1 protein-coding gene is annotated in these 20375 nt (G+C 73.9%); it reads left to right on the top strand.

What is annotated here, in order from left to right; all coding sequences use genetic code 11:
* Window positions 1-28: 28 nt before the first annotated feature.
* A complete protein-coding gene (locus tag ACWDY5_RS09180) occupies window positions 29-20359 on the top strand; it encodes an SDR family NAD(P)-dependent oxidoreductase (protein ID WP_449721752.1) in 20331 nt (6776 codons plus the stop codon).
* Window positions 20360-20375 lie beyond the last annotated feature (16 nt).

Here is a 20375-nt window from a genome sequence, read left to right as displayed (position 1 = left end):
GCGACGCGGAAGGGTTACGAGGGGCACCATGACCGGTACCGAGGACAAGCTCCGGGACTATCTCAAGCTGGTCACCGCGGATCTGCGTCGCACCCGGCAGCGGCTGAAGGACGTCGAGGCCCAGGACGGCGAGCCGATCGCGATCGTCGGCATGGCCTGCCGGTTCGCCGGCGGGATCGACTCGCCGGATGACCTGTGGCAGGTGCTGGCCGAGGGCCGCGACACCGTGGGCGAGTTCCCCGGTGACCGCGGCTGGGAGCTGGACGGGCTGTTCCACGACGACCCGGAGCACCAGGGCACCAGCTATGTCCGGGAGGCCGCGTTCCTGGCCCAGGCCAGCGGGTTCGACGCCGACTTCTTCGGCATCTCCCCGCGCGAGGCGCTGGCCATGGACCCGCAGCAGCGACTCGTGCTGGAACTGTGCTGGGAGGCGGTGGAAAGCGCCCGGCTGGACCCGCATTCCTTGCGCGGCAGCGACACCGGGGTGTTCGTCGGCGGCATCAGCATGGGTTACGGCATCCGCGGCACCCCGCCGGAGGAGGTCGAGGGCCAGCTGGCCACCGGCACCGCGGCGAGCGTGATCTCCGGCCGGGTGTCCTACCTGCTCGGCCTGCGCGGCCCCGCGCTGACCGTGGACACCGCGTGCTCCTCCTCGCTGGTCGCGCTGCACCTGGCCGCGCAGGCGCTGCGCAAGGGCGAGTGCAAGCTGGCCCTGGTCGGCGGCGCCACCGTGCTGCCCGATCCCGGGCTGTTCGTGGAGTTCTCCCGGCAGCGCGGGCTCGCCAGGGACGGCCGCTGCAAGTCCTTCGCCGACGCCGCCGACGGCGTGGGCTGGGGCGAGGGCGGCGGTGTGCTGGTGCTGGCGAAGCTGTCCGAGGCGCAGCGGCTGGGGCACCGGATCCTTGCTGTGGTGCGGGGAACCGCGGTCAACTCCGACGGCGCGAGCAGTTCGCTGACCGCGCCGAACGGACCGTCCCAGCAGCGGGTGATCCAGGCGGCGCTGGAGAGCGCGCAGCTCACCCCCGAGATGGTGGACGCGGTCGACGGCCACGGCACCGGCACCACCCTGGGCGACCCGATCGAGGCGGACGCGCTGCTCGCGGTCTACGGCCAGGGCCGTCCCGCGGACCGGCCGCTGCTGCTCGGCTCGGTGAAGTCGAACATCGGGCACACCCAGGCCGGTGCGGGCGTGGCCGGGGTCATCAAGATGGCGCTGGCGATCCAGCACGGCCTGGTGCCCGCGACGCTGCATGTGGACGCGCCGACCACGCAGGTGGACTGGGGCGACGGACAGGTCCAGCTGGCCACCGAGGCCCAGCCGTGGCCGGTGACCGAGCGGCCGCGCCGGGCCGGGGTCTCCTCCTTCGGGATCGGCGGCACCAACGCGCACGTGATCATCGAGCAGGCCCCGGAACCCGTTGCGCCGGAAAGGGAAACGGTCCCGGTCGAGCGGGTCACCGGGCCGGTGCCCTGGCTGGTCTCCGCCCGCGCGCCCGAGGCCCTGGACGCCCGGATCAGTCAGCTCCGCGACCTCACCGGCACACCGCTGGACGTCGCCTACTCGCTGCTGACCACCCGCACCCTCTTCGAGCACCGCGCCGTGCTCTTCGACGGCCGCGAGGTTGCCCGCGGCTCGGTCACCCCCGGCTCCACCGCCTTTGTCTTCTCCGGCCAGGGCTCGCAGCGCCTGGGGATGGGACGCGAGCTGTACCAGCGCTTCCCCGCCTTCGCCGAAGCCTTCGACGCGGTTGTGGCGGAGCTGGGCGAGGACGTCCGCGCGGTCATGTGGGGCGAGGACGCCGCCGCCCTGGACGAGACCGGCGCGGCCCAGCCCGCGCTGTTCGCGCTGGAAGTCTCGCTGTTCCGGCTGCTGGAGTCCTGGGGCTGCGCGCCAGACTTCGTCACCGGCCACTCCATCGGCGAGCTCGCCGCCGCCCACGTCTCCGGTGTGCTCTCGCTGGCCGACGCGTGCGCGGTGGTCTCCGCGCGGGCGCGACTGATGCAGGCGTTGCCGGCCGGTGGCGCGATGGCCTCGATCCCGGTGGCCGAGGCGGAACTGTTGCCACTGCTGGACGAACACGTGTCGATCGCCGCGGTCAACGGACCCGAGGCCACCGTGATCTCCGGTGCCGAGCAGGCCGTGGCGCGGATCGCGGAGGGGTTCGAGCGGAGCAGGCGGCTGCGCACCAGCCACGCCTTCCACTCGCCGCTGATGGAGCCGATGCTGGCCGAGTTCGCCGCCGCCATCGCCGGGATCACCGTTGGCACACCACAGATCCCGGTGGTGTCCACGGTTGGCGAGGTCAGCGACTTCGGCACGCCGGACTACTGGGTGCGGCAGGTCCGCGAGCCGGTCCGGTTCGCCGAGGCCATCCAGCGGCTGTCGGCCAGGGGAGTCGGCCGGATCGCCGAGCTGGGGCCGGACGGCAGGCTGTGTGCGGCGGTCGCGGAGATCGTGCCGGGACTGACCGCCACGCCGGTGCTGCGCCGGGAACGGTCCGAAGTGGACAGTGCGCTGGCCGGACTGGCCGGGCTGCACGTCACCGGGGCCACGGTGGACTGGGCGCGCTGGTGCGCGGGCGGGTCCGTGGTGGACCTGCCGACCTACCCGTTCCAGCACCGCTCGTACTGGGTGGTGTGCAAGGACGGCGTGGCCGACGCCTCGGGGCTCGGCCAGGAGGTGGTCGGGCATCCGCTGCTGGCCGCGTTGGTCAGCATGGCCGACGACAGCGGCATGATCTACACGGGCCGGGTCTCGGTGGCCGGACAGCCCTGGCTGGCCGACCACGTGGTCGGCGGTCGCGCGATCTTCCCCGGCACCGCGTTCCTGGAACTGGCCGGACGGGCCGGGGACGGCGTGGGCTGTGACCGGGTCGAGGAACTCACCATGATCACCCCGCTGGTGCTGCCGGCGCGGGGCGCGGTGCAGGTGCAGGTCGCGGTGGGCCCGGACAACGGCGGGCAGCGCGAGATCACCATCCACTCCCGCCCGGAGCAGGCGGTGGACGAGCCGTGGACGCTGCACGCCAGCGGTCTGCTCGCCACCACCGGCCACGCCGCGACCGCCGAGGCGACCCCGTGGCCGCCGGAGGGGGCGGAACCGGTGGACATGGCGGTGTTCTACCCGTGGTTCACCGAACGCGGCTTCGACTACGGCCCCGAGTTTCGCGGCGTCCGGGCGGCCTGGCGCGGCCAGGGCGAGGTCTTCGCCGAGGTGGCGCTGCCCACCGCGCGCGAGGCCGCCGCCTTCGGGCTGCACCCCGCGCTGCTGGACGCCGCGGTGCAGGCGTCCTCGGTGCTGGGCCACGGGGTGGAGGCCCCCGGCCAGATGCCGTTCTCCTGGCAGGGCGTCACCCTGCACGCGGTCGGCGCGGGCGCGCTGCGGGTGCGGATCAGCCACTCCGGCGGCAACACCATGCGCATCCACGCCACCGATCCGGCCGGTGACCCGGTGATCTCGGTGGACGCGCTGCTCATGCGCGAACTCCCGGCGGGCGACCAGCCGGGACCCGGCCTGGACCGCAACTCGTTGTTCGAGCTGGACTGGGTCCCGGTCACCGCCGAGGCGGCCGCCGAGTCCGTCACCCTGCTCGGCCCGGACGCGCTCGACCTGCGGGACCGGCTCACCGGCGTGGCCGAGGTGACCGGCGAGCGGACCGGCGACGCCGTGGTCAGCCTGGTCGGCACCGAGGAACCGGACTCCGCGCACCAGCTCACCAGCACCGCGCTTGCCCTGCTCCAGCAATGCCTTGACGCCGGTGAGGACGCCCGGCTCACCTTCGTCACCAGCGGCGCGGTCACCGGTCAGGACCTGGCCGCGGCCGCGGTCTGGGGCCTGGTGCGTGCGGCCCAGTCCGAGCATCCCGGCCGGTTCAGCCTGATCGACCTGGACGAGGAGTCCGGCGGCCCCGCGCTCGCCCAGGCCCTCGGCTCCGACGAACCGCAGCTGACCGTGCGCGGCAACCAGCTCTTCGGCGCGCGCCTGGAGCGCGTGGCCATCCCCGAGCAGCCGCCGAACTGGCCCGCCGAGGGCACCGTGCTGATCACCGGCGGCACCGGCGGCCTCGGCCGTCTGCTCGCCGGGCACCTGGTCACCCGGCACCACGCGCGGAAACTGGTGCTGGTCAGCCGTCGTGGCCCGGACGCGCCCGAGGCCGCCGCGATCATCGAGGAGCTGACCGGGCACGGCGCCGAGGTGCGCGTGCTGGCCTGCGATGTCGCCGACCGCGCCGCCGTGGCCGAGCTGCTGGCGGAGATCCCGGACCTGACCGCCGTGGTGCACGCCGCCGGGGTGGTCGACGACGGCCTGATCGAGGCGCAGACACCGGAAAAGCTGGCCACCGCGCTGCGGGTCAAGGCCGCCGCGGCCTGGCACCTGCACGAGCTGACCCGGCACCGCGAGCTGACCGCGTTTGTGCTGTTCTCCTCCGCCGCGGGCACCGTCGGCTCGGCGGGACAGGGCAACTACGCCTCGGCCAACGCCTACCTGGACGCCCTCGCCAAGCACCGCCAGGGCCTCGGCCTGCCCGGCGTCTCGATGGCCTGGGGCGTCTGGGACTCCGAGACCGGCATCACCGCCGGACGGTCCGATGTGGACAAACAACGGGCCGCCCGGGGCGGCATGCCCGCGATCACCGACGAGCAGGGCCTGGCCCTGTTCGACGCCTCGCTGGCCGACACGCGACCGGTGCTGATGCCCGCCCGGCTGGACCTGGCCGTGCTGCGCTCCCTCGGCCGCCCGCCACACCTGCTGCGCTCCTTGATCCGCACCTCCTCCCGTCGTGCCGCCGGGCAAGGCGCTGGTGCCGCAGGCGAACTGGCTGGTCGACTCGCCGGGCTGCCCGAGGCCGAACGCCTGCCGACACTGCTGAAGCTGACCCTGGCCTCGGTCGCGGGTGTGCTGGGCCACGGCGAGGACGTGGTGCTCGACCCGTCTCGCAGCTTCTCCGACCTCGGCTTCGACTCGCTCACCTCGGTCGAGCTGCGCAACCGGCTCAGCACCGAGACTGGGCTGCGGCTGCCCGCCACCCTGGTGTTCGACCAGCCCAACGCCAACCGGCTCACCGAGTACCTGCTCGGCGAGCTGCTCGGCAAGGCCGACCTCCCGGCCACGCCGAAGCGGCCGCCGACCGTGGTGCGCGCGGACGAGCCGATCGCCATCGTCGGCATGAGCTGCCGTTACCCGGGCGGGGTGCGCAGCCCCGAGGACCTGTGGCGGGTGGTGCGCGACGGCGAGGACGTGATCAGCGAGTTCCCGGTCAACCGCGGCTGGGACATGGCCGCGCTGTTCGACCGCGACCCCAGCCTGCCGGGCACTTCCTACGTGCGCCACGGCGGATTCCTGCACGACGCCGGTTCCTTCGACGCCGCGCTGTTCCGGATGAGCCCGCGCGAGGCGCTGTCCACCGACGCCCAGCAACGGCTGCTGCTGGAGGCCACCTGGGAGGCCCTGGAGCACACCGGCCTGGACCCGACCTCGTTGCGCGGCAGCGCGACCGCGGTCTTCGCCGGGGTGATGTACACCGACTACGCCACCCTGCTCGGCGCGGACGAGTTCGAGGGTTTCCGCGGCAACGGCGGCTCGGCCGCGATCGCCTCCGGCCGGGTGGCCTACACCTTCGGCCTGGAGGGGCCGACCGTCACCGTGGACACCGCGTGCTCCTCCTCACTGGTCGCGGTGCACCTGGCCGGTCAGGCGCTGCGCGCCGGTGAGTGCGAGCTGGCGCTGGCCGGTGGGGTCGCGATCATGGCCACACCGGGCGCTTTTGTGGAGTTCTCCCGGCAGGGCGGGCTGTCCCCGGACGGCCGCTGCCGCTCCTACGCCGACAGCGCCGACGGTGTGGCCTGGTCCGAGGGCGTCGGCATGCTGGTGCTGGAACGCCTCTCCGACGCCCGCCGCAACGGGCACCAGGTCTTCGGCCTGATCAAGGGTTCCGCGGTCAACTCCGACGGCGCCTCCAACGGGATGAGCGCGCCCAACGGCCCGTCCCAGCAACGCGTGATCCGAGCCGCACTGGCCAGTGCCGGGCTGGCTGCTTCGGACGTCGACGTGGTGGAGGGGCACGGCACCGGAACACCGCTCGGCGACCCGATCGAGGCCGAGGCGGTGCTGGCCACCTACGGTCAGGATCGGGAGGAGCCGCTGTGGCTGGGCTCGATCAAGTCCAACCTCGGCCACACCCAGGCCGCCGCCGGGGTGGCAGGGATCATCAAGATGGTGCAGGCCATGCGGCACGGCGTGCTGCCCAAGACCCTGCACCTGGACCGGCCGTCCTCACACGTGGACTGGGAGGCCGGTGACGTCGAGCTGCTGAGCCGGGAAACCCCGTGGCCCCAGGGCGAGAAGCCCCGCCGCGCCGGCGTGTCCTCCTTCGGCATCAGCGGCACCAACGCGCACGTGGTGCTGGAGGAACCGCCCGCCGCGCCCGCACCCGCGTCCGCAGAGCACGAGGGCGTGCTGCCCTGGGTGCTCTCCGGCCAGACCGAACACAGCCTGCGCGCACTGGCCGCCAAGCTCGCCGACAACGCGACCGCACTGCACCCGGCCGACGTTGGACTGTCCCTGGCCACCGGCCGGGCCGTCCTGCCGCACCGCGCGGTGGTGCTCGGCTCGGACATCGAGGAACTGCTGGCGGGCCTGCGCGCGCTGGCTTCCGGCGAACCCGGCCCGGTCGTCGCCGAGGCCCCTGATGTGCCGCGTGCGGTCGCCTTCGCCTTTCCAGGGCAGGGCGCGTACTGGGCGGGCATGGGCGCGGAGCTGCTGGAGCGCTCGCCGGTGTTCGCCGAGGCCTTCGCCCGCTGCGCGGTGGCCCTGGAGCCGCACCTGGACTTCGCCGTGCACGACGTGCTCACCGGCGCGCCGGGCGCTCCCGGCCTGGACCGGATCGACGTGGCCCAGCCGACCATGTGGGCGGTCAGCGTCTCGCTGGCCGAGCTGTGGCGGGCACACGGCGTGCGGCCCTCGGCCGTGCTGGGTCACTCCCAGGGCGAGGTGGCCGCGGCCTGCGTCGCCGGTGCACTGTCCATTGCGGACGGTGCGCGGATCATCGCGGTGCGCAGCAAGGCGATTGCCGAGGAGCTGTGCGGACAGGGCACGATGGTCTCGGTCGCGCTCCCGCTGGCCGTGGTCGAACCGCGCCTGGAGCCGTGGTCCGGTCGGCTGGGCATCGCCGCGATCAACGGGCCGACTGCCGTGGTCGTCTCGGGCGAGTACGAGGCGCTGGCCGAGCTGCGGGCCGCGCTGGAGGCGGATGGGATCCGGGTCCGCGAGGTGGCCGGTGACTTCCCGGCGCACTCGGCGATGTTCGACCGGGTCCGCGAGCGGGTGCTCACCGCGCTGGCCGACCTGACACCACGGTCCACATTGGACATTCCAATGTTGTCCACGGTGACGGGGGAGTGGGTCGACCCGGCCGGGCTGGACGCGGAGTACTGGTTCCGCAACATGCGCGAGACCGTGCGGTTCGCCCCGGCCGTACACACCCTGCTCAGCCAGGGCCGCAACCTGTTCGTCGAGGTCAGCCCGCACCCGGTGCTGGTGCCGGGGATCACCGGCATCATCGACGAGTCCGGCGCCGACGCGGTCGTGGTGCCCACCCTGCGCCGCGGGGACGGCGGCCTGGACCGGCTCTACCGCTCGCTCGGCCTGGCGCACGTGCGCGGCGCGACCGTGGACTGGCGGCCCTGCTACCCCAAGGCGAACCGGGTCGGCCTGCCCACCTACGCCTTCGACCACGCCGAGTACTGGCCGCAGCCGTTGCGCGGCAAGGGTGACGCCGCCTCGGTCGGCCTCAGCGCCACCGACCACCCGCTGCTCGGCGGCGCGGTCACCATCGCCGACACCGGCGCGCTGATGCTCACCGGCCGCCTGTCCCTGGACAGCCAGCCCTGGCTGGCCGACCACGCGGTCGGCGGGCAGGTCCTCTTCGCCGGCGCGGGTTTTGTCGAGCTGGCCCTGCGCGCGGGCGAGGAGACCGGCTGCGAGCAGCTGGCCGAGCTGACCCTGGCCGCGCCGCTGATCCTGCCCAGCACCGGCTCGGTGACCGTGCAGGTGCTGATCGAGCCGGAGGAGTCCGGCCGCCGCCGCCTGACCATCCACTCCCGCGCCGCCCAGGACACCGACTGGGTGCAGCACGCTTCCGGCGCGCTCAGCACCGAACCGGCCGCCGCCACCCTCGGCTTCGACGCCGCGGTCTGGCCGCCGGAAGGCGCGGAACCCGTTGACCTGACCGGAAGCTACGAGGAGTTCGCCACCGTCGGCTTCGGCTACGGCCCGGCCTTCCAACGCCTGCAAGCGTTGTGGCGGCGCGACGGCGAGCTGTTCGCCGAGGTCGCGCTGGCCGAGGGACAGCCCGACGGGTTCACCCTGCACCCGGCGTTGCTGGACGCCTCGCTGCACACCACCCTGGTCGGCGCGACCGCCGACGGCAGCCCGGACACCCTGCCCTTCCAGTGGGAGGGCGTGGCCCTGCACGCCACCGGCGCCACCGCGCTGCGGGTGCGGGTCCGCCAGACCGACACCGGCGCGCTGGCCATCGAGGCCGCCGACCCGGCAGGCGAACCGGTGCTGACCGTGGCCGCGCTGAACATGCGCGCCCGTGCCGCCGCCGGACCGCGCGCCCGCACGGACTCGCTGTACCGGCTGGACTGGGTGCCGGTCACGAGCACCGCTGAGCCGGGTGATGTGACGCTGGTGCCGATCGGCGGCGGCGACCCGCACGCCGAGACCGCCAGGGTGCTTTCCCTGCTCCAGCAACGGATCGAGCAGGGCGGGGAACGACTGGTGTTCCTCAGCCGGGGCGCGACCACCGGCGAAGACCTGGCCGCCGCGGCGGTCTGGGGCCTGGTGCGCTCCGCGCAGGCCGAGCACCCAGGCGCGTTCGGTCTGCTCGACCTGGACGGCGAGGCCTGCGCCGGACGGCCGCTGGCCGAGCTGACCCCGGCCGAGCTGCCCGAAGGCGCGCTCGACCCCACCGAACCGCAGCTCGTCATCCGTGACGGCGCGGTGCTGGCCGCGCGCCTGCGCCGGGCCGCGCCGCCCACCGAATCCTTTGCTTGGCCCGCCGATGGCGCTGTCTTGATCACCGGCGGCACCAGCGGACTGGGCGCGGTCCTCGCCCGGCACCTGGTCGCCCAGGGCGTCTCGCACCTGGTGCTGGCCAGCCGTCGCGGCCCGGCCGCCGAGGGTGTCAGCGAGCTGGTCGCCGAACTCGGTGTGCGGGTCGATGTGGTGGCCTGCGACCTGGCCGACCGGGACGCGGTGGCCAGGCTGCTGGACGGCATCGACAACCTCACCGGGATCGTGCACTCCGCGGGCGTGCTCGACGACGCCCTGATCCCGGACCTCACCCCGGAGCGGCTGGCCGCCGTGCTGCGGCCCAAGGTGGACGCGGCCTGGCACCTGCACGAGCTGACCCGCGACCGCGACCTGGCCGCGTTTGTGCTGTTCTCCTCCGCCGGTGGCCTGCTTGGCGCGCCCGGCCAGGCCAACTACGCCGCGGCCAACGCCTTTCTGGACGCGCTGGCCACCCACCGCCGCAACCTCGGCCTGACCGGGCACTCGCTGGCCTGGGGCGGCTGGGACGAAGCGGGCATGGCCAGCCGCCTGTCCGCGGCCGACCGGGCCAGGCTGGCCCGCAACGGCACCCCACTGATGTCCATTGTGGACGGTCTGGCGCTGTTCGACCTGGCGCTGGCCACCGAGGAGCCGGTGCTCGCGCCGGTGCTGTTCGACCTGGCCGCGATCCGCGCGCTGGGCGAGATCCCACTGGTGTTCCAGGGACTCGTCCGGGCCGGGCGACGGGTGGCCAGGGCCGCGGGCGCGGTCGCGGGCGGACTGGCCGCGCGGCTGGCCGGACTGGCCAAGGACGAGCGGCGGGCCACCCTGGAAGAACTGGTGCGCGGGCGGATCGCCGGTGTGCTCGGCCACTCCGGCAGCGCCGCGGTCAAACCGCACCGCGCGTTGCAGGACCTCGGCCTGGACTCGCTGGCCGCGGTGGAGCTGCGCAACCAGCTCGGCGCGGAGTCCGGGCTCAAACTGCCAGCCACGCTGGCCTTCGACCACCCCTCGGCCGCCGCGATCACCGACTACCTGTTGGCCCAGCTGGGTGTCGGCGAGGACCGGGCGGTCACCACGAACCAGGTGCGCGCGGTCGCCGGTGACCCGGTCGTCGTGGTGGGCATGGGTTGCCGCTACCCGGGCGGGGTCAACTCGCCGGAAGAGCTGTGGCGGCTGGTGCTCGACGGCACCGACGCCATCTCCGAGTTCCCGCCCGACCGCGGCTGGGACGTGGCCCGGCTCTACCACCCCGACCGCGACAACCCCGGCACCAGCTACACCCGCAACGGCGGCTTCCTCACCCAGGCCGCGGAGTTCGACGCCGAGTTCTTCGGCATCAGCCCGCGCGAGGCAGTGACCACCGACGTGCAGCAGCGGCTGCTGCTGGAGGTCACCTGGGAGTCGCTGGAACGGGCCGGGATCGACCCGAGCGGACTGCGCGGCAGCCGCACCGGGGTGTTCACCGGCGTGATGTACAACGACTACGCGATGCTGCTGGAGGGCCCGGAGTTCGACGGGTTCCGCGGCAACGGCAGCGCGGCCAGCATCGCCTCCGGCCGGGTGGCCTACGCCCTCGGCCTGGAGGGTCCGGCAGTCACCATCGACACCGCCTGCTCCTCCTCGCTGGTCGCGGTGCACCTGGCCGCGCAGGCGCTGCGGGCCGGGGAGTGCGAGGTCGCGGTGGCCGGTGGCGTCACCGTGATGTCCACTCCCGGCGCGTTCCTGGAGTTCTCCCGGCAGGGTGGGCTGTCCGAGGACGGCCGCTGCAAGGCCTACGGCGACGGCGCGGACGGCGTCGGCTGGGCCGAAGGCGTGGGCATGCTGGTGCTGGAGCGGCTCTCCGACGCCAGGCGGCACGGGCATCGGGTGCTCGCGGTGCTCAAGGGCTCCGCGGTCAACTCCGACGGCGCTTCCAACGGCCTCACCGCGCCGAACGGCCCGTCCCAGCAACGCGTCATCCAGCAGGCGCTGGCCTCCGCCGGACTGTCCACTTCGGACGTTGACGCGGTGGAGGGGCACGGCACGGGCACCCCGCTGGGCGATCCCATTGAGGCGCAGGCACTCCTGGCCACCTACGGCCAGGACCGGGACACCCCGCTGTACCTGGGCTCGATCAAGTCCAACCTGGGCCACACCCAGGCCGCGGCCGGCGTCGCGGGCATGATCAAGATGATTCAGGCGATGGCGCACGGCGTGCTGCCGCGCACCCTGCACGCGGACCACGCCTCCAGCCAGGTGGACTGGACCGAGGGCGAAGTGGAGCTGCTCACCGAGCAGACCGCCTGGCCCGAGGTGAACCGGCCGCGCCGGGCCGGCGTGTCCTCCTTCGGGATCAGCGGCACCAACGCGCACGTCATCCTGGAACAGCCGCCTGCCCAGCCCGAACGCGCCACCGCCCCGGCGCACCGCGCGCCCTGGCCGGTGTCCGCGCAGTCCGCGGCCGCGCTGGACGCCTTCACCGGCCAGCTGCGCGCGCTGACCGGCAACCCGGCCGATATCGGCTACTCCCTGGTCACCACCAGGGCGCTGTTCGACCACCGCGCGGTCCTGCTGGACGGCGTGGAACTGGCCAGGGGCCAAGCTGACGACGGCGGCCGGACCGCGTTCGTGTTCTCCGGCCAGGGTTCCCAGCGACTCGGCATGGGCCGGCAGCTGCACGCCCGCTACCCGGCCTTCGCCGAGGCGTTCGACGCGGTGGTCGCCGAGTTCGGCGAGGACCTGCGCGACATCCTCTGGGGCACCGATGCCGAGGCCCTGACCAGCACCGACAACGCCCAGCGGGCGCTGTTCGCGATCGAGGTGGCGCTGTTCCGGCTGCTGGCGTCCTGGGGACACCAGCCGGACTTCGTCACCGGCCACTCCATCGGCGAGATCGCGGCCGCGCACGTGGCCGGGGTGCTCTCGCTGGCCGACGCCTGTGCCCTGGTGGACGCCCGCGCCTGGCTGATGGCCGCGCTGCCGACCGGCGGGATCATGGTCGCGGCACACGCCCCCGAGGCCGAGGTGGCCGCGCTGCTGGACGGTGCGGTGGCCATCGCCGCGGTCAACCGGCCCGGCAGCGTGGTGCTCTCCGGCACCGAAGCCGCGGTGACCAAGGTGGTGGACCGGCTCACCGAACTGGGGCACCGCACCAGGAAACTGGCGGTCAGCCACGCCTTCCACTCGCCGCTGATGGAGCCGATGCTCCGGGAGTTCGCCGCCGCCATCGACGGCATCTCCTTCGCCGAACCCCGCATCCCGGTGGTGTCCACGCTGACCGGGCGGCTCGCCGACGGGGACGAGCTGCGCACCATCGACTACTGGGTCCGGCAGGTCCGTGGCTGCGTGCGCTACGCCGATGCCGTTGCCACCCTTGGTGAACTGGGCGTGCGCGGCGTGCTGGAGGTGGGCCCGGACGGCCAGCTGGCCTCGGCCGCGGCCGATGTGCTGCCGGAAGCCACCACCACCTCGCTGCTGCGCCACGACACCGAGGACGAGGAACAGGCGCTGCTGCGCGGCCTGGCCACGCTGCACGTCAACGGCTTCGACGTGGACTGGAAACCGTTGCTGCGCGGCGGTGCCACCGTCGACTTGCCCACCTATCCGTTCCAGCACCGCCGCTACTGGCCCGCGCCCGGTGCGGGCCGGGGCGAGGCCACCAACCTGGGCCTGGCCGCCACCCGGCACCCGCTGCTCGCGGCGAGCACCGCGCTGGCCGGTTCCGGCGAGCTGCTGCTCAGCGGTCGCCTCTCGGTGGTCACCCACCCCTGGCTGGCCGACCACGAGGTCAACGGCCGGATCCTGTTCCCCGGCGCGGGTTTTGTCGAGCTCGCCCTGCGCGCGGGTGATGAGGCGGGCCTGGACCTGGTCGACGAACTGACCATGGCCGCCCCGCTCACCTTCACCGAGGGCGACGCGGTCAACATCCAGGTCGTGCTCGGCGCACCGGACGATTCGGGACGCCGCACCATCACCATCCACTCCCGTGCGGCCGACCGCGAGGACGAGCCGTGGACCCGGCACGCCAGCGGCCTGCTGGCCACCGCGAGCACCCCGGCCGAGTCCTTCGACGCCACCAGCTGGCCGCCCACCGGCAGCGAACCGGTCGACCTGACCGACTGCTACACCCGCTTCGCCGCGGCCGGATTTGGTTACGGGCCAGCGTTCCAGGGCCTGACCGCGCTGTGGCAGCGCGGCGAGGAGCTGTTCGCCGAGGTCCGGCTGCCGGCGGAGAACGTCGGCGGCTACGGCCTGCACCCGGCGCTGCTGGACGCCACCCTGCACGGACTGATCGCGGCTGGTGAGGGCGGCCCGGCGCGGCTGCCGTTCTCCTGGGACCGGGTGCGGCTGCACGCTTCCGGCGCGCAGGACCTGCGGGTCCGCTTGGCGCCCAACGGGGACGCGGTGCGCATCCAGGCGATCGACGGCGCGGGTCAGCCGGTGGTGACGGTCGAAGGCCTGCTCACCAGGGAGGCGGAGACCACCGCCGCGGACACCGGCGACTCGCTGTTCACCCTGGAATGGACCCCGGTCACGCTGCCGGACACCGCGCCACAACAGGTCGAGCAGGTCAGCTTCGCGGGTGGCCCGGACGCCCCGGCCGAGGCGCTGCGCCTCACCACCGAGGCCCTGTCCCTGCTCCAGCAGCACATCGCGACCGGCGACCCGCTGGTCATCCTCACCCGCGGTGCCACCACCGGCGCGGACCCGGCGGCGGCCGCGGTCTGGGGCCTGGTGCGCAGCGCCCAGGCCGAGTACCCCGGCCAGTTCCGGCTCATCGACCAGGACCCCGACGGCGGCGACCTGCCCCCGCAGGCCCTGGCCAGCGCCGAACCGCAACTGGCCATCCGCGGCACCGAGGTCCTCGCCGCCCGCCTCGCCCGCGCCACCCCGGCCGAACCGCAGCCGATCCGTTGGGACGGCACGGTTCTGGTCACCGGCGGCGTGGACGGCCTGGGCCGCCTGGTCGCCCGCAGGCTCACCAGCACGCATGGCATCGAGCGCCTGGTGCTGGCCAGCAGGCGCGGCCCGGACACTCCCGGAGCCGCTGAGCTCGTCGCCGAACTGGCCGAACTTGGCGCTACCGCAACGGTTGTGGCCTGCGACGTGTCCGACGGCGAGGCCGTGACGGCGCTGGTGGACGGCATCGACGGGCTGACCGCCGTGGTGCACTGCGCTGGTGTGCTCGACGACGGCGTGATCGGCTCGCTCAACCCGGAACGGCTGAAAAAGGTGTTGGCGGCCAAGGCTTCCGCCGCCTGGCACCTGCACGGGGCGACCAGGGACCGCGAGCTGGCCGGGTTCGTGCTGTTCTCCTCGCTCGCGGGCACCATGGGCGCGGCAGGCCAGGGCAACTACGCCGCGGCCAACGCCTTCGTCGACGCCTTGGCCCGTCACCGCAAGGAAAACGGGCTGCCCGCGACCGCACTCGGCTGGGGAGCGTGGGCCCCGGAGACGGGCATGACCGCCCGGCTCTCCGCCGCCGAACAGGACCGCCTTGCGCAGACCGGCACGCCGCTGATGGCGGTGGAGCACGCGCTGAGCCTGTTCGACCTGGCGCTCACCAGGCCAGAGCCGGTGCTGTTGCCGGTGCGGCTGAACCTGGCCGTGCTGCGCGCGTTGCCGGACCTGCCACCGGTGCTGCACCAGCTCATCGGCCCGCGCCGCACCGGCCGCCGGGCCGCCCAGGCCACCGCCGACAGCGGACTGGTCGAGCGGCTGACCCGGCTCACCCCGGTGGAGCGGCACGAGCACCTAGAGGAGCTGGTCCGCACCAGGGTCGCCGCGGTGCTCGGCCACGACGGCGCGCACCTGATCGACGCCGACCGGTCCTTCTCCGACCTCGGCTTCGACTCGCTCACCGCGGTCGACCTGCGCAACCAGCTCACCGCCGAGCTCGGCCTGCGCCTGCCGGCCACGCTGGTCTTCGACTACCCGTCGGCCGCCGTGCTCACCCGGCACCTGCTGGCCGAACTGCTCGGCGCGGACGAGCCCGAGGCGCGGGTGCACACGGCCGCGGTCAACGACGAGCCGATCGCGATCGTCGGCATGGGCTGCCGCTTCCCCGGCGGCGTCAACTCACCGGAGGACCTGTGGCGGCTGCTGCAGGCCGGGCGGGACGCCACCGCCGAGTTCCCCACCGACCGGGGCTGGGACCTGGCCCAGCTCATCGGGCAGCAGGCAGGCGCGGCCGGGGGTTCGGCCACCGGGCGCGGCGGGTTCATGGACGACGTGGCCGGGTTCGACCCGGAGTTCTTCGGCATGAGCCCGCGCGAGGCCCTGGCCACCGACGCCCAGCACCGCCTGCTGCTGGAGGTCAGCTGGGAAGCCCTGGAACGGGCCGGGATCGACCCGGCCACCCTGCGCGGCAGCGACACCGGGGTGTTCGCCGGGATCATGTACTCCGACTACGGCAGCATGCTCACCGCCGACGAGTTCGAGGGCTTCCGCGGTAGCGGCAACGCGCCCAGCGTCGCCTCCGGCCGGGTCGCCTACATCCTCGGCTTGGAAGGTCCCGCGGTCACCGTGGACACGGCCTGTTCGTCCTCGCTGGTCGCGATGCACTGGGCGGCGCAGGCGCTGCGCGCGGGGGAGTGCTCGCTGGTGCTGGCCGGTGGCGCGACCGTGCTGTCCACCCCGGGCGCGTTCGTGGAGTTCACCCGGCAGAACGGCCTCGCGCCCGACGGCCGGTGCAAGTCCTATTCGGACAGTGCGGACGGCGTTGGCTGGTCCGAGGGTGTTGGCATGCTGGTGCTGGAGCGGCTGTCCGACGCACAGCGCAACGGGCACCAGGTCCTCGCCGTGGTCAAAGGTTCGGCGATCAACTCCGATGGCGCGTCCAACGGGCTGACCGCGCCGAACGGGCCGTCCCAGCAGCGGGTCATCCGCGCCGCGCTGGCCAGCGCTGGACTGTCCACTTCGGACGTCGACGCGGTGGAGGGTCACGGCACCGGCACCACGCTGGGCGATCCCATTGAGGCGCAGGCACTGCTGGCCACCTACGGGCAGGACCGGGAGACGCCGCTGCTGCTCGGGTCGGTCAAGTCGAACCTGGGGCACACCCAGGCGGCGGCCGGTGTCGCCGGTGTGATCAAGATGGTGCAGGCGATCCGGCACGGCGAACTGCCGCGTACGGTGCACCTGGACAAGCCGTCGAGCGAGGTGGACTGGACCGCCGGGCGGATCGAGCTGCTGGCGGAGAACACGGTGTGGCCGGAGGTGGCACGGCCCCGGCGCGGGGCGGTGTCTTCGTTCGGGATCAGCGGCACGAACGCGCACGTGGTGCTGGAACAGGCCCCGGCGCAGCCTGGCCGGAACCAGGATTCGGTTTCCGCGCAAGGCTTGACCGGTGCCGGTGCCGGTGCCGGTGCCGGTGCCGCTGCCGGTGCAGGTGCGGTGCCCTGGGTGCTGTCGGCCCGCAGCGAGTCCGCCCTGCGTGCCCAGGCTGCCCGGCTCCTCGCTCACCTGCGCACCGAGCCGGACCCGGCCAACCTTGGCTTCTCCCTGGCCACCGGCCGATCCGCGTTCCGCCACCGGGCCGCGGTCCTCGCCGACCCGGCCGACCTCACCGCCGCCCGCCAGGCGCTGGCCGCGCTCGCCGAGGGCCGGACCGATCCGGGGCTGGTGCTCGGCTCGCCCACCGGCGGGCGGACCGCGTTCGTGTTCTCCGGCCAGGGTTCCCAGCGACTCGGCATGGGCCGGGAGCTGCACGCCCGCTACCCGGTGTTCGCCAAGGCCTTCGACGCCGCGCTGGCCGGGTTTGCCCCGGAGCTGCGCGCGGTGATGTGGGGCGCGGACGCCGAAGCGCTCAACGGGACCGGGAACACCCAGCCCGCGCTGTTCGCCTTCGAGGTGGCGCTGTTCCGGCTGTTCGAGTCCTGGGGCGTGCGCCCCGACTTCGTGGCCGGTCATTCCATCGGCGAGCTGGCCGCGGCGCACGTCAGCGGCGCGCTGTCGCTGACCGACGCGTGCACAGTGGTGCGCGCGCGGGCCCGGCTGATGGCCGCCCTTCCCGCGGGCGGGGTGATGGTCGCGGTGCGGGCCAGCGAGGAGGAGGTGTTGCCGCTGCTGACCGAGCAGGTGTCCATCGCCGCGGTCAACGCGCCCGGCTCGCTGGTGCTCGCCGGTGCCGAAGCTGCCGTGCTGGCCGTCGCGGAAACCCTTGCCGCGCAAGGACGGGACACCAAACAGCTGTCGGTGAGCCACGCGTTCCACTCGCCGTTGATGGAGCCGATGCTGGCCGAGTTCGCCGCGGCCATCGAGGGCATCACGGTCGCCGAACCGGCCGTGCCGCTGATCTCCGCGCTGACCGGAACCCGGGTGGGCGCGGCGGAACTGGGCGATCCCGGTTTCTGGACGCGGCACGTGCGGGAGACCGTCCGGTTCGCCGACACCGTTGCCGCACTGCGCGACGCGGGTGCCCAGGTGTTCCTGGAGCTGGGACCGCGCGCCGGGTTGACGCCGGCGATGGTGGAGATGCTGGACGAGGCTGAGGTGGTGGCCGCCGCGGCGAAGGACCTGGACGAAGTGGCGGGCTGCCTGAGCGCGCTGTCCGCCCTGCACTGCTGGGGCCGGGGCGTGCGCTGGGCGGAGCTGTTCGCCGGGGCCCGGCTGGTGGAGCTGCCCACGTATCCGTTCCAGCACGAGCGGTTCTGGCCGCAGGTGAGCCAGACCGGCCGGGCGGGCGAGGTGAGCGCGTTCGGGCTGACCGAGTCGGCGCACCCGCTGCTCGGCGCGGTGGCCGAGTTCGCCGACGGGCGGGGCGGGCTGTTCTCGAGCAGGCTCTCACTGGCCACCCACCCGTGGCTGGCCGATCACGCGGTGTTCGGCCGGGTGCTGTTCCCCGGCACCGGTCTGGCCGAGCTCGCCGGGTGGGCGGGCAGCCGGATCGGCTGCGGCCGACTGGTCGAGCTGACCCTGTCCGCGCCGCTGCTGCTGCCCGCCGAGGGCGCGGTGCAGGTGCAGGTCCGGGTGGGCGAGGCCAACCAGTCCGGCGAACGCGAGGTCACCATCCACTCGCGGCCGGAGGGCGCGGACGAACCCTGGACGCTCAACGCCGAGGGCACCCTGGACGAGCAGCCGTCCGGCCCGGTCACCCTGACCGAGGCCTGGCCGCCCGCCGACGCCGAACGGATCGACCTGACTGGCAGCTACGAGGCCCTCACCGACGCCGGATTCGGCTACGGACCGGCCTTCCGCGGCCTGCGGGCGCTGTGGCAGCGGGCGGACGAGCTGTTCGCCGAGGTCGCGCTGCCCGCCGAGGTGGCGGAGTCGGCGGAGCGGTTCGGGCTGCACCCGGCGCTGCTGGACTCCGCGCTGCACGCGGCGATGGTGGCCGCGGCGGGCACCGGCGAGGCCGCGGTGCCGCACACCTGGGAGGGCGTCACGCTGCACCGCACCGGCGTTGCGGCACTGCGGGTCCGGCTCACGCGGACCGAGGAAGGCCTGACGCTGCTGGCGGTGGACGCCGATGGCCGGGCAGTGGCCACAGTGGACACTCTGCGGGTTCGGCCGGTGTCGACCGAGCAGCTGGCGGCGGCGGACCGGTCGCAGGACACGCTGTTCCAGCTGGCCTGGTCCCCGGCGACGAGCAACGCGGTGGTGCCGGAATGGGTGGAGGTCGCGGCGCTCGACGAGCTGGAAGCCGTGCCACCACTGGTATTGCTGCGCTGCGAGGCATCCGGTGGCGATCTTGTCGCGGCCACGCACGAACGGCTGGCCGGGGTGCTCGCGGTGGCCCAGCAGTGGCTGGCCGAGGACCGGTTCCTCGGTTCCCGCCTGGTGCTGGTGACCCGCCGGGCTGTCGGCCCGGAGCCGGAAGACGTTGCGGGCGCGGCCATCTGGGGCCTGATCCGCTCCGCCCAGCACGAGCACCCGGACCGGTTCGGGCTGCTCGACCTCGACGAAGCCGAGGTCCCGGAGTCCGCGCTGGCGCTGCTGGCGGAGGAGCCGCAGGTGCTCGTCCGCGGCGGTCGCGCGCTGGCGGCCCGGCTGCTGCGGCTGCCGGTCGCGGCGGACACCGAGACCAAGTGGGACCCGGACCGCACGGTGGTGATCACCGGCGGCACCGGCGGTCTCGGCAAGGTCCTGGCCCGGCACCTGGTGGCCAGGCACGGGGTGCGCCGTCTGCTGCTGCTGAGCAGGCGCGGCGCGGCGGCGGTCGGCGCACCCGAGCTGGTCAACGAGCTGGCCGGGCTCGGCGCGGCGGTGGACCTGCGGCCCTGCGACGTCGGCGACCGCGAGTCGGTGGCCGCCGCGCTGGTCACGATCCCCGCCGAACACCCGTTGCAGGCCGTGGTGCACGCCGCGGGTGTGCTGGAGGACCGGGTGCTCACCGGGCTCACCGCGGACTCGCTCACCCCGGTGCTGCGGCCCAAGGCAGACGCGGCCTGGCACCTGCACGAGCTGACCAAGCACCTGGACCTGACCGCGTTCGTGCTGTTCTCCTCGGTCGCCGGAGTCTTCGGCAACGGCGGCCAGGCCGGCTACGCCGCGGCCAACGCCTTCGTGGACGGCCTCGCCCAGCACCGCAGGGCCCAGGGCCTGCCCGCGACCTCCATCGCCTGGGGTCCGTGGTCGCTGGAAGACGGCATGGTCAGCGAGGCGGAGGCGGCGCGGATGCGCAGGCTCGGCGTGCTGCCGCTCTCCGCCGAGGAAGGCATGGCCCTCTTCGACGGGCTGACCGGCGGACCCGAGGCGGTGCCGGTGCCACTGCGCCTGGACCTGGCCTCGATCCGTTCGGCAGGCCAGATCCCGCCGCTGATGCGGGGCCTGGTGCGCGATCCGGCCCGCCAGGGCCCGGACCGGGACACCGCGGCGGACTTCCTGGCCCGCCTGGCCGAGGCGCCGGCCGCCCAGCGGCACGAGGTGGTGGTGGACCTGATCCGCGACCAGGCCGCCACCGTGCTCGGCCACGCCGACCCGGCCGCGGTGGGCCGGGACCGGCGGTTCCAGGAGCTCGGCTTCGACTCGCTCACCACGGTCGAGCTGCGCAACCTGCTGGGCACCGCACTGGGCAGGCGACTGCCGGTCTCGCTGCTGTTCGACCACCCCACCCCGGAGGTGCTCGCCGACTACCTGCTGCCCCTGCTCGCCCCGGCCGAAGCGGACCCGGCCGCCGAGCTGCTCCGGCAGCTGGACCGCCTCGGCGCCGACCTCGCCGCGCTCACCGCGGATGAGAACACCCGCCAACTGCTCAGCGGCAAGCTCGACCTGCTGCTGGCCGGGTTGCGCGGCGGCAAGGCCGAGGAGGAGGTGGACTTCGAGTCGGCCACCGACGAGGAGCTGTTCGACCTGCTGGACAACGAGTGGGAACGCCCGTGACCGCGATCAACTGAAC

It is taken from the genome of Crossiella sp. NPDC003009 (assembly GCF_053591555.1).
This window is presented reverse-complemented; position numbering and strand designations above follow the sequence as displayed.